This is a genomic window from Bradyrhizobium genosp. SA-3 (assembly GCF_004212635.1).
Classification (GTDB): domain Bacteria; phylum Pseudomonadota; class Alphaproteobacteria; order Rhizobiales; family Xanthobacteraceae; genus Bradyrhizobium.
The window spans coordinates 22,247-44,202 of record NZ_PSRT01000059.1; the positions used below are offsets into that span (position 1 = coordinate 22,247).

The window sequence follows — 21,956 nt, forward strand, 5'->3', positions numbered from 1 at the left end:
ACGTTTTTCCGCTTCAATCTGCAACTTTTTTGTGCCATTTGCCCGGAAAGATGCCAGATTGACGCGGCGCCGGGGACATACGGCGCGACGCATCCCGGGGAATAGGCCTGACCATGAAACTCGTCGTCGCGATCATCAAACCCTTCAAGCTCGATGAGGTCCGCCAGGCCCTGACGGCGATCGGCGTCCACGGCATGACCGTAACCGAGGTGAAGGGCTATGGCCGCCAGAAGGGCCATACCGAGATCTATCGCGGCGCCGAATATGTCGTGAACTTCCTGCCCAAGCTGCGCATCGAGATCGCGGTCGCGTCCGACGTTGCCGACAAGGCGGTCAGCGTGATCACCGCGACCGCGCGCACCGGCCAGATCGGTGACGGCAAGATCTTCGTCACGCCGATCGACCACGCGCTGCGCATCCGCACCGGCGAAACCGACAGCGACGCACTCTGATCTAATCTAATACGTCTTCTTCGATTGCACCGGGCAACGACGCCACAGCGTGCAACGCAATCTATGCTGGGGGGAACGACATGGCGGGATATTTGCGCCGCGCAGCCGCTATGGCTGCGTCGATCGGATTTGCGTCTGCCATTGCCTCGCCCGCGTACGCCGCAGACCCCGAGATCAACACCGCCGACACCGCCTGGATGATCGTCGCCACCGCGCTGGTGCTGATGATGACGATCCCCGGACTTGCGCTGTTCTACTCCGGCATGGTGCGCAAGAAGAACGTGCTTGCCACCATGGCGCAGAGCCTCGCCGCGGTGACGCTGATCTCGATTCTCTGGGTCGCGTTCGGCTATTCGCTGTGCTTCGTCGGCGATGGCCCGTGGATCGGCACGCTCGACCGCTGGTTCCTCGCGGGCATGACCATGGACAGCGTCAACCCGGCGGCCAAGACGATCCCGGAATCGCTGTTCATGCTGTACCAGATGACGTTTGCGATCATCACGGTAGCGCTGGTCGCGGGCTCGGTTGCCGATCGCATGCGGTTCTCCGCCTATCTCTTGTTCTCCGTCGCCTGGTTCATCTTCGTCTACATTCCGCTGGCGCATTGGGTGTGGGGCGGCGGTTTCCTCGCCACCACGGGCGTTTTGGATTTCGCCGGCGGCCTCGTGGTGCATCTGTCGGCCGGCACCGGCGGCCTCGTCGCCGCGAAGGTGATGGGGCGCCGTCACGGCTACGGCACCGAGAATCTTTCGCCGTTCGATCTCTCGCTCGCGGTGATGGGCACCGGCTTGTTGTGGGTCGGCTGGTTCGGCTTCAACGGCGGCTCGGCTGGCGCGGCCAATTCGCGCGCGGTGATGGCGATCATTGCCACCCATCTCGCCGCCTGCGCCGGCGCCCTGACATGGGGCGCGATCGAATGGTCGACGCGGCGCAAGCCCTCGGTGCTCGGCATGATCTCCGGCGCGGTCGCGGGCCTCGGCACCATCACGCCGGCCTCCGGGTTCGTGGCGCCCTGGCACGGCATCGTCATCGGCATCATCGCCGGTGCGGTTTGCTATTGGGCCTGCACCTGGCTGAAGCACCGCTTCAACTATGACGATTCGCTCGACGTGTTCGGCGTCCACGGTATCGGCGGCCTGACCGGCACATTGCTTGGCGGCGTGTTCGCAACCAGCGCCATCGGCGGCACCGCCGGCCTGATCGAGGGCCACCCGCAGCAAGTGTTGATCCAGCTCTATGGCGTCGCCGTCACCTTCGTGTGGTCGGCAGGCGTGAGCTTCGTCCTGCTCAAGCTGGTCGGCCTGTTCGTGCCCTTGCGCGTATCCCGTGAGCACGAACTCGAGGGGCTCGACATCTCGCAGCATGGCGAAGCGCTTCAGTAACAGGGCTTGCGCAACACATAAGTACATGCTTATGTGTTGTCATGATCGAAGCCGACATCTTCAAGGCGCTGGCCGACCCGACGCGCCGCAAGGTCTTTGAAAAGCTCGCTGGCGGAAGCCTGAATGCCAGCGCCTTGCGCGACGGATTGGAGATCAGCCAACCCGCGATGTCGCAGCATCTTTCGGTGCTGCGCGCGGCAGGCCTCGTGCGCGAACAGCGGCAGGGCCGCTTTGTGAATTACGAAGTCGACCCGGACGGAATCGTCGCCATCGGGGCATGGCTTGCGCGCTACCGCGCCTATTGGCCGAAGCGCATGGAAGCACTCGCTGACCTCCTGAAGGACATGGATCAATAAGGATCTGGATCAATGAGCGACACCGTGAAGCCTGATCGTCCCGACGAAGCCCTCGTGCTCGAATATGATTTCGATGCACCGCCGGCAAAAGTCTGGCGCGCCGTGACCATTCCTGCATTGCGCGAGCGCTGGCTGCCGGATTGCGACCTTGCCGGCGCCGAGCCGGAATCAACGATCGCAGGTGAAGAGGTGCGCTACCGGCTTCGCGATTCCAAGCCGCCATTTCGCGAGAGCCACGTCATCTTCCGGATCGAGCCGAACGAAGACGGCGGCACCCGCTTTCGCATCATCCAGCAAGCCTGCGACGAGCGAACAAGGCTGCCGCAGCCGGCCAATAGCAATTGCTACCTGATGCGCGCGGCGGCCTAGCAACAACACAACTTCATCACCTGCAGACATGGAGGTCGCCGATGCGCGACATGCTTCAGCTCGTCCCTATGGTCGTCGAACAATCCGCCCGCGGCGAACGATCCTTCGACATCTACTCGCGGCTGCTGCGCGAACGCATCATCTTCCTCAACGGCGAGGTCAATGATGCGATGTCCGGGCTGGTTTGCGCGCAGCTGCTATTCCTGGAGGCGGAGAATCCGAGCCGGCCGATCAATCTCTACATCAATTCCTATGGCGGCGTGGTTACCAGCGGGCTCGCGATGTACGACACCATGCAGTTCATCAAGGCGCCGGTTCATACGCTGTGCATGGGCACCGCGCGCTCCATGGGCTCGTTCCTGCTGATGGCCGGCGAACCCGGTCACCGCGCCGCGTTGCCCAATGCGAGCCTTCACGTGCATCAGCCGCTCGGCGGTTTCCAGGGCCAGGCGTCAGACATCCTGATCCACGCCAACGAAATGCAGGAAACCAAGCGGCGCATCACCAGGCTCTATGCGCAGCATTGCGGACGGACCGAAGAGGAGGTGGAACGGACCCTGGACCGCGACCACTTCATGACCGCGCAGCAGGGAGTCGAATGGGGATTGGTCGACCGGGTTTTTGCAGAGCGCGACGCCGCCTGATGGTGCGACAGCGGCCCTCAGCGGGATACCCTCGGCGAGGTTCGTCTGCTCGACCCGCGACCGCCGCGATGAGCGTATCCGGTAAGCAGCGGGCGCAGTGGTCTCGATATTTCTCAAGTCCCTGCCGTATCAAAATACCTTTTGACTGCCCGACACATGAGCAACATTGTGTCGGCAGCCTGTCCTGCCTGCGTTTTGAGCAGGTGTGACCACGTTTTGAGCGCGACGTAATATCGCACTGCACGGCAATGCGCGTTAGACGCGAAAACACGCGTTTTCATAATCCGTTAGGCAACGCGCCTGATCTGGCACGGCATTTGATTCTACGGGTCCTGGCTGAGCCCGCGTAGTGAACTTCTCCCTCGTGGCGAACCAGTCGAGAACGCCCGGCCATGTCCGGACCGGGCCAAGCGGGGATAGGACCCATGAAAATCGTTATGGCGATTATCAAGCCATTCAAGCTGGAAGAAGTCCGTGACGCCCTGACCGCCATCGGCGTTCACGGCCTCACGGTGACGGAAGTCAAGGGATATGGCCGCCAGAAGGGCCATACGGAAATCTATCGCGGCGCCGAATATGCCGTGAGCTTCCTGCCCAAGATCAAGATCGAGGTCGCTGTCGCCTCCGACCAGGTCGACAAGACCATCGACGCCATCACGTCTGCCGCGAAAACCGGCCAGATCGGCGACGGCAAGATCTTCGTCATCAACCTCGACCATGCGGTGCGCATCCGCACCGGCGAGGCCGACGCCGCGGCCCTTTGATTTCGCGCTCAACCTTTATCCAATCAGGAGTGAATAAAATGACGTTTAAGCGTCCCTATGGCGCGGGACTGGCGGCTCTCGCAGTCGGCCTGTTCGCTGCGACCGCAGCCTATGCCGAGCCAACGGTCAACAAGGGAGACAACGCCTGGATGCTGACATCGACAGTGTTGGTGCTGTTGATGACGATCCCCGGCCTCGCACTGTTCTACGGCGGCCTCGTCCGTTCCAAGAACATGCTCTCGGTCCTGATGCAGGTGTTCTACACCGTCTGCGTCGTCACCGTGATCTGGGCCGTGTACGGCTACAGCCTCGCCTTCACCGGCGGCTCCGACTTCATCGGCGGCTTCTCCAAGGCCTTCATGATGGGCGTCACCACCGACTCGAAGGCGGCCACCTTCTCGGTCGACGCCAACATCTCGGAGCTCATCTACATGTGCTTCCAGATGACCTTCGCGGCGATCACGCCCGCCCTCATCGTCGGCGCTTTCGCCGAGCGCATGAAGTTCTCGGCGATCGCGCTGTTCATCCCGCTCTGGGTCACGCTGATCTACTTCCCGATCGCGCACATGGTCTGGTACTGGCCCGGCCCGGACATGATCCAGGATGCGGCCAAGGCGCTCGCTGCAGCGGGTGATGCGGCAGCCAAGACGGCGGCGCAGGCCAAGCTCGACGAGATCAACGCCGACGCCGGCTGGATCTTCAAGAAGGGCGCGATCGACTTCGCGGGCGGCACCGTGGTGCATATCAACGCCGGCATCGCAGGTCTCGTCGGCGCTCTCCTGATCGGCAAGCGCGTCGGCTACGGCAAGGAGCTAATGGCTCCGCACTCGCTGACCATGTCGATGATCGGCGCCTCGCTGCTCTGGGTCGGCTGGTTCGGCTTCAACGCCGGCTCCAACCTGGAAGCCAACGGCGGCGCCGCGCTCGCCATGACCAACTCCTTCGTCGCCACCGCTGCCGCCGCGCTGTCGTGGATGTTCGCGGAGTGGATCATCAAGGGCCATCCGTCGGTGCTCGGCGTCATCTCCGGCGCTGTCGCAGGTCTCGTGGCCGTCACGCCTGCCGCCGGCTTCTCCGGCGTCATGGGTGCGATTATCCTCGGCCTCGTGGTCGGCGTGGTCTGCCTGTTCTTCTGCACCGTCGTGAAGAACGCGCTCGGCTATGACGACTCCCTCGACGTGTTCGGCGTGCACTGCGTCGGCGGCATCGTCGGCGCTCTCGGCACCGGCATTCTGGTCAACCCGGCGCTCGGTGGTGCCGGCATCATGGACTACACCGCGATCCCGCCGAAGGTTGCCGACTACGACTTCGCCACGCAGATGATCGCCCAGCTCTGGGGCGTCTGCACCACGCTGGTGTGGTCGGGCATCGGTTCGGCGATCCTCTACAAGGTCGTCGATGTGATCGTTGGCCTTCGGACCAATGTCGAGAGCGAGCGTGAAGGCCTCGACATCACCGAGCACACCGAGCGCGCCTACAACATGTAACTCTCCTCCCGGTCGCGATCTCCTCGGGATCACGACCAGACCTACGGTTTGGGCACATACCCGGCAATGCCCCGACCGTTGAGGGGCTCCAGCGCAAGCTGGAGCCCCTTTCTTTTGACCGGAGCGCCGAAGAAAAACATTGCCATTGCGCACCGCCGGCGCAGAAATATCGACCTCAAGAACAACAATCGGGAGGTCGTCATGCGTTTGGAAGGCGGATGCTATTGCGGCGCAGTGCGCTACAAGGCCGAAGGTGATCCGATGATGCAGGCCCAATGTCATTGCCGCGAGTGCCAGTACATCACCGGCGGCGCGCCCAACACCTTCATCGCAATGCCGGCGGCCGGCTTCAGCTACATCACCGGACAGCCCAAGCAGTTCACGCGCAAGGATCTCGAACGCGCCGTCACGCGCGAATTCTGCGCCGAATGCGGCACCCATCTGGTGACCAAGGTTCCAGGTCTCCCGGCCGCGGTCGTGAAGGTCGGCACGCTAGACGAGCCCGGCCAGTTCCATCCGCAGATGGCGATCTACACCTGCGACAAGCAGGAGTTCCACGCGATCCCGTCGGGTATGCCGGCATTCGAGAAGCTGCCGGGGCGCTAGGCCTCGTTGCAACCGGGATGCCTGGCAATGAAGCGCCAGGCATCCCGTTGTTATCCGGCCTCATTATTCCCGCTCTGGACGGGGGCGGCGGCCGATGGTTAATCGCGTCTTAACCTCGCCCTATCTATGGTGAACTGAACCGCTTCCCGCCGGCGCCTTGGTGCGACCGGCTGTTCCAAGAGTGCTGGCGCCCAGAATGGTCATGACCGCTTCATCCCGTGCGCCGCAGGCCAGTGGAAGCTCCGACAGCGAACGCTCGCCCTTCGTCCGGCTGAACGAGCTCTTGGGCCCGCATCAGCCGGGTAAACCCTTGATTACGCTTGCAGTCGGCGAGCCCCAGCATCCCGTGCCTGACTTCGTCGGCCCGGTATTGGCCAAGCACATCGCCGAATTCGCCGTTACCCGGCGAACAAGGGCACCGACCCCTTCCGCAACGCGGCGGGCGCCTGGCTGTCATCGCGCTTCAAGCTGCCGCGGCCGCTCGACCCCGAGAACGAGATTCTCGTCCTCAATGGCAGCCGCGAGGGGCTGTTCCTCGCCGCGATCGCCGCGGCGCGCTATGTCGGCCCGCGCCCCGGCAAGCCTGCCATCCTGATGCCGAACCCGTTCTATCCGGTCTATGGCGCCGGCGCTCGCGCCGCGGCCTGCGAGCCGGTTTACCTGCCGACCACCGTCGAAAACGGCTTCCTGCCCGATCTCGACGCCATCGACGAAGCGACGCTGGCGCGCACTGTGGCGTTCTATCTGGCCTCGCCCGCCAATCCGCAAGGCTCGGTCGCCAAGCCCGACTATTTCAAGCGGTTGAAACAGCTCGCCGACCGCTACGGCTTCGTGATCCTCAGCGACGAGTGCTATTCCGAGATCTACACCCGCGAGGCACCGGGCAGCGCGCTCGAATGCGCCGGCCCCGATTTCACCCGCGTGGTTGCGTTCCAGTCGCTGTCGAAGCGCTCCAACCTGCCCGGCCTGCGCGTCGGCTTCGCCGCTGGCGACAAGAAGTTCATCAGCACGTTCCTCGAGCTGCGCAACATCGCAGCGCCGCAGGTGCCGGTACCGCTCCAGCATGTCGCGACCGTTGCTTACGGCGACGAAGCGCATGTCGAGGAGAACCGCAGGCTCTACCGGATCAAGTTCGATCTCGCCGACCAGATCATCGGCAATCGTTACGGCTATCGCCGGCCCGATGCCGGCTTCTGCGTCTGGCTCAACACGTCCGCGCTCGGCGACGACGTGTCGGTGACGTTGAGACTCTTCAAGGAAGCAGGCGTGCGCGTGGTGCCCGGCAGCTTTTTGGCCCGGCAGCAGCCTGACGGATTCAATCCCGGCGCGGGCTATATTCGCCTCGCGCTGGTGCAGGATGGCGAGACCACGGCGCAAGCGCTGCACCGCCTGGTCGAGACTCTGGGTTAGGCGGGGCCCATGAGCATGTCGGCAATCGAACGTGTCATTCCACTGGTCGGCCATCTGCCGCCCTCGATCCGCGAGGGGCTGGCGCGGCGTCTGCGCGAGCTCACCGGTCTCGGCCTGATCGCGCTGGCGGGCGTCGCCTCGGCGGCGCTGATGACCTGGTCGGTGCAGGATCCCAGCCTCAGCCACGCGACCTCACGGCCGATCCGCAACATCCTCGGCTATGCCGGTGCGATCGGTGCCGACCTCGCGATGCAGATCCTCGGCCTTGGCGCGATCATGCTGGTCCTGACCGTCGCGGTCTGGGGCTGGCGCATGATGACGCATCGCCCGTTCGACCGCGAAGCGCTGCGGCTCGGCTCGTGGATTCTCTGCACGGTGATCGCCGCGGGTTTTGTCAGCTGCTGGCCGCATGGCGGCGCCTGGCCGCTGCCGACCGGCCTCGGCGGTGTCGTCGGCGATGCCCTGGTGAGGGCGCCCGCCGTGATCTTCGGACCTGCAGGAATAATCTATCGCATCGTGCTGGGCACGATCCTGTTCGCCGCGATGGCCGTGACGTTCCTGATCGCCTGCGGTCTCGGTGCACGCGAGCATGACGACGAGCTCGCGGAGATCGGGGATGACGACAAGCCGCTCGACGAAGACGAGGAGAGCGATCGCGGTTCGGTGTCGCTGGGCTGGCTGTTCCACGCCTTGATGAGCACCAAGGCGCGACTGATCTGGCTCTTCGGTGCCGCTTACCGCTCGCTGGTCTCGAGCGGGCCGAAGACCAAGGCCGCTCAGTTCAGCCGTCAGGAGCCCAATCTCGGTGGCGGCCGCGCGGCGCCCTCGATCTCACCGCAGTCCGAAGACGAGGACCACGAGGACGAGTACGAAGAAGAGGAAGACGAGGAGGAAGAGGAGGAGCCCGCCGCGCGCGCACCGCGCAAGAAGGCCGCGCCGAAAACCTCTGCCAAGAAATCCTCCGACAAGTTCGATCTTCCGTCCGTCTCCATGCTGGCTGCACCAAAGGCCGGTGACCGCCAGCCGCTCAGCAAGGCGGAGCTGGAGACCAATTCCCGCTCGCTCGAAGGCGTGCTCCAGGATTTCGGCGTGCGCGGCGAGATCGTGAAGGCCAATCCGGGTCCCGTGGTCACGCTGTACGAGCTGGAGCCGGCGCCCGGCATCAAGTCGTCGCGCGTGATCGGGCTTGCCGACGACATCGCGCGCTCGATGAGCGCGCTGTCGGCACGCGTCGCCGTCGTGCCCGGCCGCAACGCGATCGGCATCGAATTGCCGAACGCGCATCGCGAAAAAGTTTACCTGCGCGAACTGCTGGTGGCGAAGGAGGCGACCGACACGGTGGCAAAGCTGCCGCTGTGCCTCGGCAAGACCATCGGCGGCGACCCCGTGATCATCGACCTCGCGCGCACGCCGCACATGCTGATCGCCGGTACCACCGGCTCCGGCAAATCGGTCGCCATCAACACGATGATCCTCAGCCTGGTCTACAGGTTGCGCCCCGACCAGTGCCGGCTGATCATGGTCGATCCGAAGATGCTCGAACTCTCCGTCTATGACGGCATCCCCCATCTGCTCACGCCTGTTGTGACCGATCCGAAGAAGGCGGTGGTCGCGCTGAAATGGGCCGTGCGCGAGATGGAAGAGCGCTACAAGAATATGGCCAAGCTCGGTGTGCGCAACATCGACGGCTACAACACGCGCCTGCTCGAACTGAAGGCCAAGGGCGAGGAGCCGACGCGCACGGTGCATACCGGCTTCGACAAGGAAACCGGCAAGGCGATCTACGAGGAAGAGAAGCTCTCGCTCGACCCGCTGCCTTATATCGTGATCATCGTTGACGAAATGGCCGACCTGATGATGGTCGCCGGCAAGGACATCGAAGGCGCGGTGCAGCGTCTGGCACAGATGGCGCGCGCCGCGGGCCTGCACGTGATCCTGGCCACGCAGCGGCCGTCGGTCGACGTCATCACCGGCACCATCAAGGCGAACTTCCCAACCCGCATCGCCTTCCAAGTGACGTCCAAGATCGACAGCCGCACCATTCTCGGCGAGATGGGCGCCGAGCAGCTGCTCGGCCAGGGCGACATGCTCTACATGGCCGGCGGCGGCCGCATCAGCCGCGTGCACGGACCTTTTGCCTCCGACGAGGAGGTCGAGAAGGTGGTGCGTCACCTCAAGACGCAGGGCCAGCCCGAATATCTCGAAGCGGTCACGGCCGAAGAGCCCACCGAGGACGAGGACGGCGCGGTGTTCGACGCGACAGGCATGGGTGCCGACGGCGGCGGCGATTTGTTCGCGCAGGCCGTTGCCATCGTCAAACGCGACCGTAAGGCTTCGACCAGCTACATCCAGCGCCGCCTGCAAATCGGCTATAACCGCGCGGCATCGCTGATGGAGCGCATGGAACTGGAAGGCATCGTCGGGCCCGCCAACCACGCCGGCAAGCGCGAGATTCTGGTCGAGGAAGAAGACAGCCATATGTGAGGCAAAGCGGCCTCAACGCATCATTTCACGCAAAATCGATATCTGCTTTTGCCCGAAATCACGCTAAAAGGCGCCCAGCCACGTTAGGACGACGCGTTGATCAGACATCCGGACATTCGATTCGCTGCCACCATCGCTGCGCGAAGCGCGCGCGTGGCCGGTGTGCTTCTCGTCACCGCCGCGATGGTGACCGCTGCGTCGCTCGCGCAGACCGTGCCCGTGCCGAAGCCAGCGCCGAAGGGCCGCGATGGCGGTGCGGCGGGGGGAGGGCCCGCCGTCACCGGCGCGACGCAGGCGCCGCCGAATCCGGTCATTCCGGATCCGCGCCGCAACGTGCCGAGCAGCATCTTCCAGACCTTCGATGCCAACCAAAAGGCGCAGGCCGCCAAGATCAGCGCCTATCTCTCCTCGCTCCAGACCCTGGTCGGGAATTTCGTCCAGGTCGGCCCCGACGGCAGCAAGACGCAAGGCGATTTCTACATCCAGAAGCCGGGCAAGGTGCGCTTCGAATATGACGCGCCGAGCCCGATCGACATCGTCGCCGATGGATCCTCGCTGGTGGTGCGTGATCGTAAGCTCGCGACCCAGGACATCTATCCGCTGTCGCAGACGCCGCTGCGTTTCCTGCTGTCCGATCGCATCGACCTGATGAAGGACACCAATGTCGTCAATGTCTCGGCCGACGACGTCTTCACCAGCGTCACCATCGAGGAGAAGCAGGCGCTGGTCGGCACCAGCCGCCTCCTCTTGATGTTCGGCGCCAAGGACGGCCAGTTGAAGCAGTGGACCGTCACCGACCCGCAGGGCTACGACACCACGATCGCGGTCTACAATCTGGATTCGAGCAAGAAGCTCGATCCGAGCATGTTCAAGATCGATTTCACCAATTACGGCCCGTCGCCGGGTTGAGCGCTCCGCTGCCGTAGGGTGGGCAAAGGCGCGTTTGCGCCGTGCCCACCATCTTTCCTCCTCGCGATCGGCACGTGGGCACGCTTCGCTTTGCCCACCCTACGAAAGCACGCCCAGATCCTCACATCTCGCACCCGAAAAGACGGTGGGCACGGCGCCTTGCGCCTTTGCCCACCCTACGAGAGCTTGCTAAGACGCATCCCTCATGCGTCTCTCCCTCACAACCTGGAACATCAATTCGGTGCGGCTGCGCATCGATCTGGTCGCGAAATTCCTCAAGAGTGCGCGGCCGGACGTGCTGTGCCTGCAGGAGACCAAATGCATCGATGACGCCTTTCCGCTGAAGCGCTTCAAGCGGCTCGGCTATGAGCACGTCGCGCTGAACGGACAGAAGGGCTATCACGGCGTCGCCATCGTCTCGAAGATCCCGTTCGAGTCGAAGGACATCCGCACCTTCTGCGACAAGATCGATTCGCGCCACATCTCGGTATCGTTCGGCGAGAAGGCCAACATCGCAAAGCCGCTGGTGCTGCATAATTTCTACGTGCCCGCCGGCGGCGACATTCCCGATCCCGCGCTGAACGAGAAGTTCGACCACAAGCTCCGCTTCCTCGACGAATTGAAGGCCTGCGAACCGCTGCATCCGCGCGGCGAGGACCGTCACATCCTGGTTGGCGATCTCAACGTCGCCCCGCACGAGAACGACGTATGGTCGCACAAGCAGCTGCTGAAGGTGGTCTCGCACACGCCTGTCGAAACCGAGAAGCTGAAGGCGGCGCTGGCGGCCGGCGAATGGATCGATGTCGCGCGCGAGCGCATTCCGATGTCGGAGAAAGTCTATACATGGTGGAGCTACCGCTCCGCCGACTGGACCGTCGGCGATCGCGGCCGCAGGCTCGACCATATCTGGGTCTCGCGCGCGCTGAAGGACGCCGTCAGTGATTTCAAGATTCTGCGCGACGCGCGGAGCTGGGAGCGGCCGTCGGACCATGTCCCTGTTACGGTGACGCTGGAGGTGTAGCCTCTCGGGAAGCCCGTAGCCCGGATGGAGCGCAGCGCAATCCGGGGTTCTCGCATACGGAAAGGCTGTCCCGGATTACGCTTCGCTCCATCCGGGCTACGACAGCTCAGCTCGTCAGCTTCGCGCCGGCCATCAGGATATCGCTGGCGATCTGGCTGGAGCGCACCGCGAATTCGTCGCGGAGGCGAACTGCGGCGGCGGGGTCGCTTTCGAGCACGCGCTGGAACAGGCTGCGCGCGATGCGGATGACGGAGGCGTGCTCCAGCGCAACCGCGCTCGACGGCCGCTTCATCGGCACCACCAGCGCGAGCTCGCCGATCAGGGCGCCGGGACTGGCGATCATTTCGGCACCGGCGCCGTCCTCGACCCGGAAGGCGCCGCGCTGGACCACGAAGCCGGCATCGGCCTCGTCGCCGAGATTGAACAGGACGTCGCCGCGGACGAAATTCCGCTGCTCGGAGCCGATCGCCAGCATGCGCAACGATGCGTCTCCCAACAGGCGCAGTGTCGGGACTCGCTCGAGAAGCGCTACATCGTCGTCGATTGACATTCAGGTCCGAGGCTCAAGGGCGCGCGATCTCAAACGATTCGCAGGCCCCCTGAAGCGTATCACGGCACCAGCTTGTAGCCACCGGCTTCCGTGACCAGGATTTCCGGGTTGGCGGCGTCCTTCTCGATCTTCTGGCGAAGGCGGTAGATGTGAGTTTCCAGGGTGTGGGTGGTGACACCGGAATTATAGCCCCAGACCTCCTGGAGCAGGGTCTCGCGCGAGACGGGCATCTGGCCGGCCCGGTAAAGGAAACGGAGGATGGCGGTCTCCTTCTCGGTGAGGCGGACCTTGCGCGCGTTCGCCGCGGTCAGCATCTTCGAGCCCGGGCGGAAGGAGTAGGGGCCGACCGAGAACACCGCGTCCTCGCTGGCCTCGTGCTGACGGAGCTGGGCGCGGATGCGGGCGAGCAGCACGGCGAAGCGGAAGGGCTTTGCCACATAGTCGTTGGCGCCGGATTCCAGCCCCAAAATCGTGTCGGAATCGGTGTCGTGGCCGGTCAGCATGATGATCGGGGCCTTGAAGCCGCCCTTGCGCAGGGAGCGGACCACCTCGCGGCCATCGGTGTCGGGCAGACCGACATCCATCAGAACGAGATCGGGAGCATTGGCCTTTGCGGCGCTCGCGCCCTTGGCGCCGGTATCGACGGCGGACGCTTCGAATTCTTCGTGCAGCGATAATTGCTCCACCAACGTATCGCGCAGATCGGTATCGTCATCCACGATCAGGATCTTGCGGGCATTGGCCATGGGGGGTCATCCTTTTGGATCCGGCTCGGCGCGCATCCATGCTGCACCCAGCCGCGAGGGAAAGTTAGGGTCGCCGTTGTTATTGTTGTTCGTGTTGAAGTAGTGGGCTGTTACCGATTCACAAGCCAGAACCACTCTAACCCAGAATAGCAGGGCGTTTTGATGAATGTCCTGTAATGAATTCGACATCGCATGTTCACATGAAAAACAACGCTGCGTCAGCTAGTTACACCCAGAATCGAAGGGCCAGGCCGCTGTCCGCGATCCGCGTTAAGCCGGCTGCCGGTAATCCGCGCCGGGGCTGGCTGACGGCCGGAGCACTGACGATACCGGTGGCGCTGGGGCGAGGCGGCATTCTCGCCAACAAGCGCGAGGGCGACGGCGGCACCCCGCGAGGCAGCTTCCGTCCCAGGCGATTGTGGTGGCGGGGCGACCGGCACAGCCGCCCGCAGACGTTCTTGCCGGCCCGGATCATCACCGGCGAAGACGCCTGGTGCGAGGATCCCAAAGACCGTCATTACAACCAGGGTATCCGGCTCGGCGAGGGGCAGGGCGGCGACCGGCTCAAGCGGGCCGACCACCTCTACGATTTCATCATCGAGATCGACCACAACACCAGGCCGCGCATCGCCGGCCGCGGCAGCGCGGTGTTCTTGCACCTCGCCCGCGACAATTTCGGCCCGACCGCAGGCTGCGTCTCCATGACGAAATCTGCAATGCTGCAATTGCTGCGACGACTGGGGCCAAGAACAAGAATCATCATCGGGTGAGGACGGATGCTCGACAAGGATCGGATCGCCGCCGCATCGCAGGTTCTGGTGAAGCATTGGCGCGACGGCACCAAGCTTGACGCACTGGATGCCCGGTTGCGGCCGCAGAGCCGCGCTGATGGCTATGCCATCCAGGCCGCGCTCGAAACGCAATCGAGCGGAAAATTATTCGGCTGGAAGATCGCGGCAACGAGCGTATCAGGACAGAAGCACATCAACGTCACGGGACCGCTGGCCGGCCGCATCATGAGTGACACCGTGATCGCCGATGGCGGCACCGCGTCGATGAAGGGCAACGAGATGCGCGTCGGCGAGCCGGAATTCGCCTTCCGCATGGGGCGCGATCTACCGCCGCGCGCGGTGCCGTTCACTGTCGACGAGGTCCTCGCCGCCGTAGACACCTTCCATCCCGCAATCGAAATTCCCGATTCGCGCTTTACCGATTTCGCCCGCGCCGGCGAGGCGCAGCTCATCGCCGACAATGCCTGCGCGCATCTGTTCGTGCTGGGCGCGCCGACGACTGCGGATTGGCGTGCGCTGGATCTCGTCGAAGAGCGGCCGCAAATCACGCTGCACGGGCAGCGTTATCTCGGCCACGGCAAGAACGTGCTCGGCGATCCCCGCGCGGCCCTGGCCTGGCTTGCCAACGAGCTCCGCGGGCTCGGCATCCCCTTGCGGGCAGGGGAGGTGGTGACCACAGGCACATGCCATCCGCCGCTGCCGATTAAGGCCGGCGATCATTTTGCGGCGGATTTCGGCGTGTTGGGGAAGGTGTCGGTGGGGTTTGTGTAGGCGCGCACGCTCCGCTGTCATTGCGAGGAGCCCTTGCGACGAAGCAATCCAGAATCCCTCCGCGGAAAGATTCTGGATTGCTTCGCTTCGCTCGCAATGACGAAATCGATGACGGTTGCTGGGTGCGTTCCTCGCTAACGGCTCTCACCTGTGCCCGAAGATCGCGCTTCCCACGCGCACATGGGTGGCGCCGAGCATGATCGCGGTCGCAAAATCCGCGCTCATGCCCATCGACAGGTTCTTCAATCCATTGCGAGCCGCGATCTTGGCAGTGAGAGCAAAGTGCGCCGCCGGCGGTTCGTCGACGGGCGGGATGCACATCAGGCCGGAAATCGTCAGCCCATAGGTATCGCGGCAGTTCGCGAGGAAGGCATCGGCCTCGCCAGGCGCGACGCCGGCCTTCTGCGGCTCCTCGCCGGTGTTGATCTGGACGAAAAGCTGAGGGTGCTTGTTCTGGGATTCGATTTCCTTGGCTAATGCTTGGCAAATGCTCGGACGGTCGACCGAATGGATGGCATCGAACAGCGCGACCGCCTCTTTCGCCTTGTTGGATTGCAGCGGGCCGATCAGATGCAGCGCGATGTCGGAGTAAACAGACGTTAACGCGGGCCACTTGGCTTTGGCCTCCTGCACCCGATTCTCGCCGAATACGCGCTGTCCGGCGGCAATGACCGGGGTAATCGCATCCGCGGCGAAAGTCTTGGACACCGCAATCAGCGTCACGGAGGCGCGATCGCGCTGCGCATCCTTGCAGGCGCGTGCAATTTCGGCTTCGACTGCGGCGAGCGCGTTTGGTGAATGGCCGGTTACCGGCGCGGCATTGGCTTCTGTCATGACGTCGCTTGGCTGTGGTCGTAACCGAGGTAAGTCCAATTTTACCGAGTTCAAGAAAGAGTTTTTGAACCCTTCGCTTTACCTTGGCCCATGGGGTGGGTAGCGAAGATGGCAAGCGTCAGTCTCAACCGCAAACGAGCGAAACTCAAGCAGGTTCTCGGAATCCGGGCGCGGCTGGCGTTGCTCGCGGTGATTCTGGTGGCCCCCTTGATGCTCGAGCGCATCCGTTCGCTCGAAAACACGCGCGCGCGGCAGATCGCGCAGGCCGCCGCCGAATTCACCACCGTCGCAAGGCACAGCGCCGATGCGCAGCGCGAGGTGATCTCGTCGGTCGAGACCATCCTGAAATCCGAGGCCTTCATCCGGGCGTCCGCCGGCGGCATCAGCAAGAGCTGCGACGTGCTGCGCGCGAGCCTGCCGTCCAGCCTGCCCTGGATCCGCACGCTTCTGATCGCCGGTCAGGACGGACGCATCCAGTGCGCCACCAACAACATGTATGTCGGCCTCGATCTGAGTGACCGGCCTTACTTCCTGCAGGCACAGCAAACCGGCCGCTTCGTCTTGAGCGACTTCATCCTGTCCCGGCCCGCGCCGACGCCGACCGTCATGGCGGTTTATCCGGTGTCCGCGTTCAGCGGCGTCCCGGATGCCGTCGTGCTCGCCACCGTCAATCTCGACTGGATGTCGAAAGTCATGAGCAATCTCGGTGGCCGCGCCGGCATTACCGCAGTTCTCGTCGACAGCGCCGGCACCGTGCTGGCCGCGCCCGCCGACCAGCACAGCGCGGTCGGCCGTCCCCTCGACAACATGCCGCTGATGTCGGCGATCGCCGACAGGGCACTGCGGTCGGATCAGGACGAAGGCGCGCTGTCCTTTCTTGCTGCCGACGGCTCCCGCCGCGCGGTCAGCTATATCCGCATCGCCGGCACCAATGCGCGCCTGATCGCCAGCATCGACGAGGACAAGGTATCTGCGGCCGTGAGCCGCGACATCCGCACCGCCTATCTCCAGTTCGCCTTCGTCGTCGTGTTCGTCCTGCTCGGCGCGCTGATCGCCGCCGAGAAACTGGTGATCAAGCCGATCGAGATGCTCGCCGACATGGCCAAGCGTCTCGGCGAAGGCGATCTGTCGGCGCGGGCGGCGCGTAGTCGCCTGCCCGCCGAGTTCGTGCCGCTGGCCCGCGCGTTCAATGCAATGGCCGCGCAATTGAGCCAGCGCGAGCGCGAGCTGATCGCGAGCAACGACCGCCTGACGGTGATGGCCTCGATCGACATGCTGTCCGGCCTCGCCAACCGTCGCGGCTTCCAGAGCCGGCTCGATTTCGAATGGATGCGCGCGCAGCAATATGGCAGCGAACTCGCGCTTCTGATGATCGACGTCGATCACTTCAAGCTCTTCAACGACACCTATGGCCATCTCGAAGGCGATTCCTGCCTGACCCGGCTCGGCGAATCGCTGTCCGGCATTGCCGCCGACACGATGGGCTTTGCGGCACGCTATGGCGGCGAGGAATTCTGCCTGCTGCTGCCGAACACCGACGTACCCCGCGCCGTCGAAATCGGCGAATTGGTGCGCGCGGCGGTGCTGAAACTCTGCCTGCCGCACATCACCTCCGCGCATATGATCGTCACCGTCTCGATCGGCGTTGCTGCGACGAAGCCAAACGAGACACTGCGCCCCGGTGATCTCATCGAAGCCGCCGACGCCGCGCTCTACGCCGCCAAGCATCGCGGCCGCAACAACGTCGTCGAGCACGGCGTGCAGGCGATCGAGACCGGCGCAGCTGACATGATGATGGCGGCCAACGCCTAGAGCGTTTTCGAGCGAAGTGGATACCGGTTCGCGTGAAGAAAACGCGTCAAAACAAGAATCTAGAGCTTCGGTTCTGATTCAATCAGAACCGATAATGCTCTAGCCCGCCGCTCCAGCGCGCTCGAGCTCGATCTCGGTTACCACGCGATTGCGGCCACCGCCCTTGGCGAGATAGAGCGCGCGGTCACAGCGCTCGATGAGATCGGTGATCGCTTCGCCGGTCCGGTATTGCGCGACGCCGATCGACACGCTGATATTGGGCAAGATCTCACCGGTCGAGCGACGGGTGATCCTGCATTCGGCGATCGCACGCCTGATGCGCTCGGCGGTCTCGGCAGAAGCGGCAAGGTCGGCATCCGGCAGCACCGCGATCAGCTCCTCGCCGCCATAGCGGGCCGGCAGATCCTGCTCGCGAACCTTTTCGCGCAACACCTTGGCGATCAGGCGTAACACCTGGTCGCCGATGCCATGGCCGAAATTGTCGTTGAAGGTCTTGAAGTGGTCGATGTCGAGCAGGATCACGGTGAGCGGCTCGCCCCATTCCGCGGTCGCCTGCGCCTTGCGCAGGAATTCGTCGAGCGCCCGCCGATTCGCCAGCCCCGTCAGCGTGTCGGTCCGGGCGCGCTGCTCGGACCTCGACAGCGAATCGCGGATCACGTCGAGCTCGCGGGTCTTTTCCGCAAAGCCCGCCTCGAGCCGCGTCGCGCGGGTGGCGGCGCGGGCCAGCTCGTTCATGAGCTGGGCGACCAGCGCCTTCGGATCGACGCCGGCCTTGCCTTGGTCCGCGACCTCGCTGATCGCCTGCATCTGCGAATGGTTGTCGGCGATGGCCGTCGTCAGAAACTCCTTCGCCGCGCCCATGAGGGCATGCAGCCGCTCGGAGGTGCGGACGACGATGGCACTGACCTGCGGAGCGATGTAGGTCTCGAACAGATCTTGATTAGTTCTGCTGTCGAAAGGACGGTTGTGGTCGATCAGGAGATCGATCGCATCGCGCAGATCGTCTTGGCCGCCGGCGAGATATTGGAACCAGACGGCAAAATTGGCCGGGGTCGGCGCAATCCGCTGCTCGGCCATGCTCCGCATCGCCCGTCCGGCAATGGACGCGGCATAGTCGTAATCGGGATCGTCGAAGCTGGAATCCATCGCAAGTATTTGGGGGTCCTTGGCGGCCGCAACTTCGCATTGACCCCTTAATCACACCCCAACGGCGGCCTCGGTATTTTTGCGGAGCAGTCCGGGAGGTTCCCCGGATTGCGGGCAACCCATTGACCCCTTGCGGACTTCTATGGCCTAGTCCGCCGTCTTTAAGCCGGCCGAACCACGAAAACCCAACGATTCCATGACCTCCGAACGCTACAACGCCCGCGACGCCGAACCGCGCTGGCAACGCCTCTGGGACGAACAGGCGATCTTCGTCTCCCGAAACGACGATTCGCGGCCGAAATACTACGTCCTCGAGATGTTCCCCTACCCGTCCGGGCGCATCCATATCGGCCATGTCCGCAACTACACGCTCGGCGACGTGCTGGCCCGCTTCATGCGCGCCAAAGGGTTCAACGTGCTGCACCCGATGGGCTGGGACGCCTTCGGCCTGCCGGCCGAGAACGCCGCCATCGAGCGCAAGGTCGCGCCGAAAGCCTGGACCTACGACAACATCGCCGCGATGAAGAAGCAGCTCCGCTCAATCGGGCTGTCACTGGACTGGAGCCGCGAGATCGCAACCTGCGATCCCTCCTACTACAAGCACCAGCAGAAGATGTTTCTGGACTTCCTGCGCGAAGGGCTTGCCGAGCGCGAGAAGCGCAAGGTGAACTGGGATCCTGTCGACATGACCGTGCTCGCCAACGAGCAGGTGATCGACGGCCGCGGCTGGCGTTCCGGCGCTGTCGTCGAGCAGCGCGAGATGAACCAGTGGGTCTTCAAGATCACGAAGTACTCGCAAGAGCTGCTGTCCGCGCTGGATGGGCTCGACCGCTGGCCCGACAAGGTGCGGCTGATGCAGCGCAACTGGATCGGACGCTCCGAAGGCCTGTTGATCCGCTTCGCGCTGGATGCGGCGACGACGCCGGCCGGCGAGAACGAGCTGAAGATCTTCACGACCCGGCCCGACACGCTGTTCGGCGCGAAGTTCATGGCGATCTCGGCGGATCATCCATTGGCGCAGGCGGCCGCCGCGAAGAACCCTGAGCTCGCGGAGTTCATCACCGAGATCAAGAAGATCGGCACCGCGCAGGAGGTCATCGACACCGCGGAGAAGCAGGGCTTTGACACCGGCATCCGCGCGGTGCACCCGTTCGATCGCTCCTGGAAGCTGCCGGTCTATGTCGCCAATTTCGTGCTGATGGAGTACGGCACCGGCGCGATCTTTGGCTGCCCGGCGCACGACCAGCGCGACCTCGACTTCGTCAACAAGTACAATCTCGGCAACACGCCGGTGGTCTGCCCCGAAGGGCAGGATCCGAAGACATTTGTCATCACCGACACCGCCTATGATGGTGACGGCCGCATCATTAATTCACGCTTCCTCGACGGCATGACGATCGATCAAGCCAAGGAAGAGGTGGCGAAGCGGCTGGAAGGCGAGCTGCGCGGCAATGCGGCGGTCGGCGAGCGGCAGGTCAATTTCCGCCTGCGCGACTGGGGCATTTCGCGCCAGCGTTATTGGGGCTGCCCGATTCCCGTCATCCATTGCCCGAAATGCGATGTGGTGCCGGATGCCGATTTGCCGGTGAAGCTGCCTGATGATGCGACCTTCGACCGGCCGGGCAACGCGCTCGATCATCACCCGACCTGGAAACACGTCACCTGCCCGAAATGCGGCGGCAAGGCGCAGCGTGAGACCGACACCATGGACACCTTCGTGGATTCGTCCTGGTACTTTGCGCGCTTCACCGATCCCTGGAACGAGACCGCGCCGACGACGCCTGCCGTCGCCAACCGAATGCTACCGGTCGACCAGTATATCGGCGGCGTCGAGCACGCGATCCTGCATCTGCTCTACAGCCGCTTCTTCACCCGCGCGATGAAGGCGACCGGGCACATCACGCTGGACGAGCCGTTCGCCGGCATGTTCACGCAGGGCATGGTGGTGCACGAGACCTACCACAAGGCCGACGGCACCTATGTGCAGCCGGCCGAGGTCAAGGTCGAGGTCGGCGGCAATGGACGCCGCGCCACGCTGCTCGCGACCGGCGAAGACATCCAGATCGGCCCGATCGAGAAGATGTCAAAGTCGAAGAAGAACACGGTCGATCCCGACGACATCATCGAAACCTACGGCGCCGACGTCGCTCGCTGGTTCATGCTGTCGGATTCCCCGCCTGATCGCGACGTGATCTGGAGCGACGAGCGCGTCCAGGGCGCATCGCGTTTCGTGCAGCGGCTATGGCGGCTGGTGAACGATGCGAAGGAACTCGGCAAGGAGGCGCCGGCGGCCCGGCCGGCTTCGTTCGGGACGGATGCGACCGCCTTGCGCAAGGCCGCCCATGGCGCCCTGGACAAGGTCACCACCGGCATCGAGCGGCTGCACTTCAACGTCTGCCTCGCCCATATCCGCGAATTCGCCAATGCCCTGTCCGAGGTGCTCCAGCGCCCCGGCCAGCCTGCCGCGGACCTGGCCTGGGCGATCCGGGAGGCCGGCCAGATCCTGGTCCAGCTGTTCTCCCCGATGATGCCGCATCTGGCCGAGGAGTGCTGGCAGGCCTTGGGCCAGAGCGGGCTGGTTTCGGAGGCCAATTGGCCCCAAATCGAACGCGATTTGCTGGTTGAAGACAGCGTGACCCTGGTGGTCCAGGTCAATGGCAAGAAGCGGGGTGAGGTCACGGTTGCAACAGTGGCCCAGAATCCGGAAATCGAGGCTGCCGTTTTGGCCCTCGATGCGGTAAAGCTGGCCCTGGACGGCAAGCCCGTCCGCAAGGTGATCATCGTCCCCAAGAGGATCGTGAATGTTGTCGGCTAGGATCCGCATCGCAGCCCGCTTGCTGGCGGTCGCCGCCCTGGCGGCGCTGACGGCCGGCTGCTTCCAGCCGATGTATGCCGAGCGTAACGACGGCACCCCTGGCCTGCGCGAGAAGCTGATGGGGGTCGAGCTGCCGCCGATCGCCAAGCCGAACGCCTCGCGCGAGGCGCGCGTTGGCGTCGAGGTCCGCAATGCCCTGGCTTTCAAGCTCTACGGCACGGCGACGGGAATGCCGCCGACGCACCGCCTGGAGATCCGCTTCACCTCCACCCGCTCCTCGCTGATCGTCAGCGCCGCGACCGGACTGCCGACCAGCGAGAATTACGGCATCGACGCCCAGTACAATCTGATCGACGCCGTGACCGGCAAGTCGGTGATGACCGGCACCACCTTCTCGCGTGTGTCCTACGACATGCCCGGCTCATACCAGCGCTTCGCTCGCAATCGCGCCTATCGCGACGCCGAGGATCGTGCCGCCAACGAGATCGCCGAGAACATCACGACCCGGCTCGCCTCGTTCTTCACCGCGGGCACCTGATTCATTCCTGTCATTCCGGGGCTCGCGAAGCGAGAGCCCGGAATCTCGATTCCCAACCTCTGGTTTCTC

At 63.9% G+C, this 21,956-nt stretch carries 20 protein-coding genes and 1 pseudogene; 17 read left to right on the forward strand and 4 right to left on the reverse strand.

The window, feature by feature from the left end:
- Nucleotides 1–113: 113 nt before the first annotated feature.
- The 12 genes and pseudogenes from CWO91_RS21375 (at nucleotide 114) to xth (ending at nucleotide 11,884) form a co-directional block, all read left to right on the forward strand.
- The gene (locus tag CWO91_RS21375; RefSeq protein WP_028176997.1) at nucleotides 114–452 is read left to right on the forward strand and encodes a P-II family nitrogen regulator; all 339 of its coding nucleotides are present in this window, start codon (nucleotides 114–116) and stop codon (nucleotides 450–452) included.
- An 80-nt stretch (nucleotides 453–532) separates the two neighbouring features.
- Nucleotides 533–1,834 carry an ammonium transporter gene (locus tag CWO91_RS21380; RefSeq protein ID WP_130216029.1) on the forward strand — a complete coding sequence of 434 codons (1,302 nt, stop codon included), beginning with the start codon at nucleotides 533–535 and terminating at the stop codon, nucleotides 1,832–1,834.
- Between the two features lie 41 nt (nucleotides 1,835–1,875).
- Entirely contained in the window at nucleotides 1,876–2,190 is a 315-nt protein-coding gene (locus tag CWO91_RS21385; RefSeq protein ID WP_018646000.1) for an ArsR/SmtB family transcription factor, read from the forward strand.
- Nucleotides 2,191–2,202: 12 nt separating this feature from the next.
- Nucleotides 2,203–2,559 (forward strand): SRPBCC family protein, encoded by a 357-nt coding sequence (locus tag CWO91_RS21390; RefSeq protein WP_130216031.1) that lies wholly within the window; start codon nucleotides 2,203–2,205, stop codon nucleotides 2,557–2,559.
- A gap of 41 nt (nucleotides 2,560–2,600) precedes the next feature.
- Nucleotides 2,601–3,203 (forward strand): ATP-dependent Clp protease proteolytic subunit, encoded by a 603-nt coding sequence (locus CWO91_RS21395; protein WP_128930524.1) that lies wholly within the window; start codon nucleotides 2,601–2,603, stop codon nucleotides 3,201–3,203.
- Between the two features lie 425 nt (nucleotides 3,204–3,628).
- Nucleotides 3,629–3,967, forward strand: coding sequence for a P-II family nitrogen regulator (locus CWO91_RS21400; protein WP_008142813.1), 339 nt, complete (start codon nucleotides 3,629–3,631; stop codon nucleotides 3,965–3,967).
- Between the two features lie 38 nt (nucleotides 3,968–4,005).
- The gene (locus CWO91_RS21405; protein WP_130216033.1) at nucleotides 4,006–5,454 is read left to right on the forward strand and encodes an ammonium transporter; all 1,449 of its coding nucleotides are present in this window, start codon (nucleotides 4,006–4,008) and stop codon (nucleotides 5,452–5,454) included.
- A gap of 201 nt (nucleotides 5,455–5,655) precedes the next feature.
- A complete protein-coding gene (locus CWO91_RS21410) occupies nucleotides 5,656–6,060 on the forward strand; it encodes a GFA family protein (protein WP_130216035.1) in 405 nt (134 codons plus the stop codon).
- A 196-nt stretch (nucleotides 6,061–6,256) separates the two neighbouring features.
- Nucleotides 6,257–7,470, forward strand: a pseudogene (locus CWO91_RS21415) (aminotransferase class I/II-fold pyridoxal phosphate-dependent enzyme).
- A 9-nt stretch (nucleotides 7,471–7,479) separates the two neighbouring features.
- Complete coding sequence (locus CWO91_RS21420; RefSeq protein ID WP_130216037.1) at nucleotides 7,480–9,954, forward strand: DNA translocase FtsK; 2,475 nt, start codon at nucleotides 7,480–7,482, stop codon at nucleotides 9,952–9,954.
- 153 nt (nucleotides 9,955–10,107) lie between these two features.
- The gene (locus tag CWO91_RS21425) at nucleotides 10,108–10,863 is read left to right on the forward strand and encodes an outer membrane lipoprotein carrier protein LolA (protein WP_130216039.1); all 756 of its coding nucleotides are present in this window, start codon (nucleotides 10,108–10,110) and stop codon (nucleotides 10,861–10,863) included.
- 205 nt (nucleotides 10,864–11,068) lie between these two features.
- Complete coding sequence (gene xth / locus CWO91_RS21430; protein ID WP_130216041.1) at nucleotides 11,069–11,884, forward strand: exodeoxyribonuclease III; 816 nt, start codon at nucleotides 11,069–11,071, stop codon at nucleotides 11,882–11,884.
- 106 nt (nucleotides 11,885–11,990) lie between these two features.
- On the opposite strand, the gene CWO91_RS21435 is transcribed toward xth, so the two are convergent.
- Entirely contained in the window at nucleotides 11,991–12,434 is a 444-nt protein-coding gene (locus CWO91_RS21435) for a cyclic nucleotide-binding domain-containing protein (protein ID WP_091882654.1), read from the reverse strand.
- A 59-nt stretch (nucleotides 12,435–12,493) separates the two neighbouring features.
- A complete protein-coding gene (locus CWO91_RS21440; RefSeq protein WP_007598630.1) occupies nucleotides 12,494–13,180 on the reverse strand; it encodes a response regulator transcription factor in 687 nt (228 codons plus the stop codon).
- A gap of 200 nt (nucleotides 13,181–13,380) precedes the next feature.
- On the opposite strand from CWO91_RS21440, the gene CWO91_RS21445 reads away from it, so the two are divergent.
- Entirely contained in the window at nucleotides 13,381–13,950 is a 570-nt protein-coding gene (locus CWO91_RS21445; protein WP_165405604.1) for a L,D-transpeptidase family protein, read from the forward strand.
- Between the two features lie 6 nt (nucleotides 13,951–13,956).
- Nucleotides 13,957–14,742, forward strand: a complete 786-nt coding sequence (locus CWO91_RS21450; protein WP_130216045.1) for a 2-keto-4-pentenoate hydratase — start codon at nucleotides 13,957–13,959, stop codon at nucleotides 14,740–14,742.
- 144 nt (nucleotides 14,743–14,886) lie between these two features.
- Here the strand turns inward: CWO91_RS21450 and CWO91_RS21460 are convergent, their stop codons facing one another.
- Nucleotides 14,887–15,576, reverse strand: a complete 690-nt coding sequence (locus CWO91_RS21460) for a YggS family pyridoxal phosphate-dependent enzyme (protein ID WP_130216047.1) — start codon at nucleotides 15,574–15,576, stop codon at nucleotides 14,887–14,889.
- A 108-nt stretch (nucleotides 15,577–15,684) separates the two neighbouring features.
- Here CWO91_RS21460 and CWO91_RS21465 point away from each other — a divergent pair, with 108 nt between their 5' ends.
- On the forward strand, nucleotides 15,685–17,388 hold the full coding sequence (locus tag CWO91_RS21465; RefSeq protein WP_165405605.1) for a diguanylate cyclase domain-containing protein: 1,704 nt from the start codon (nucleotides 15,685–15,687) through the stop codon (nucleotides 17,386–17,388).
- Between the two features lie 99 nt (nucleotides 17,389–17,487).
- Here CWO91_RS21465 and CWO91_RS21470 read toward each other — a convergent pair whose 3' ends face one another.
- A complete protein-coding gene (locus CWO91_RS21470) occupies nucleotides 17,488–18,534 on the reverse strand; it encodes a GGDEF domain-containing protein (protein ID WP_208753056.1) in 1,047 nt (348 codons plus the stop codon).
- Nucleotides 18,535–18,730: 196 nt separating this feature from the next.
- On the opposite strand from CWO91_RS21470, the gene leuS reads away from it, so the two are divergent.
- Both leuS and lptE read left to right on the forward strand, forming a co-directional pair.
- Nucleotides 18,731–21,349 carry a leucine--tRNA ligase gene (gene leuS / locus CWO91_RS21475; RefSeq protein WP_130216051.1) on the forward strand — a complete coding sequence of 873 codons (2,619 nt, stop codon included), beginning with the start codon at nucleotides 18,731–18,733 and terminating at the stop codon, nucleotides 21,347–21,349.
- Nucleotides 21,336–21,887, forward strand: a complete 552-nt coding sequence (lptE, locus tag CWO91_RS21480) for an LPS assembly lipoprotein LptE (protein ID WP_130216053.1) — start codon at nucleotides 21,336–21,338, stop codon at nucleotides 21,885–21,887. Before leuS ends, lptE begins: the two co-directional genes overlap by 14 nt.
- Nucleotides 21,888–21,956 lie beyond the last annotated feature (69 nt).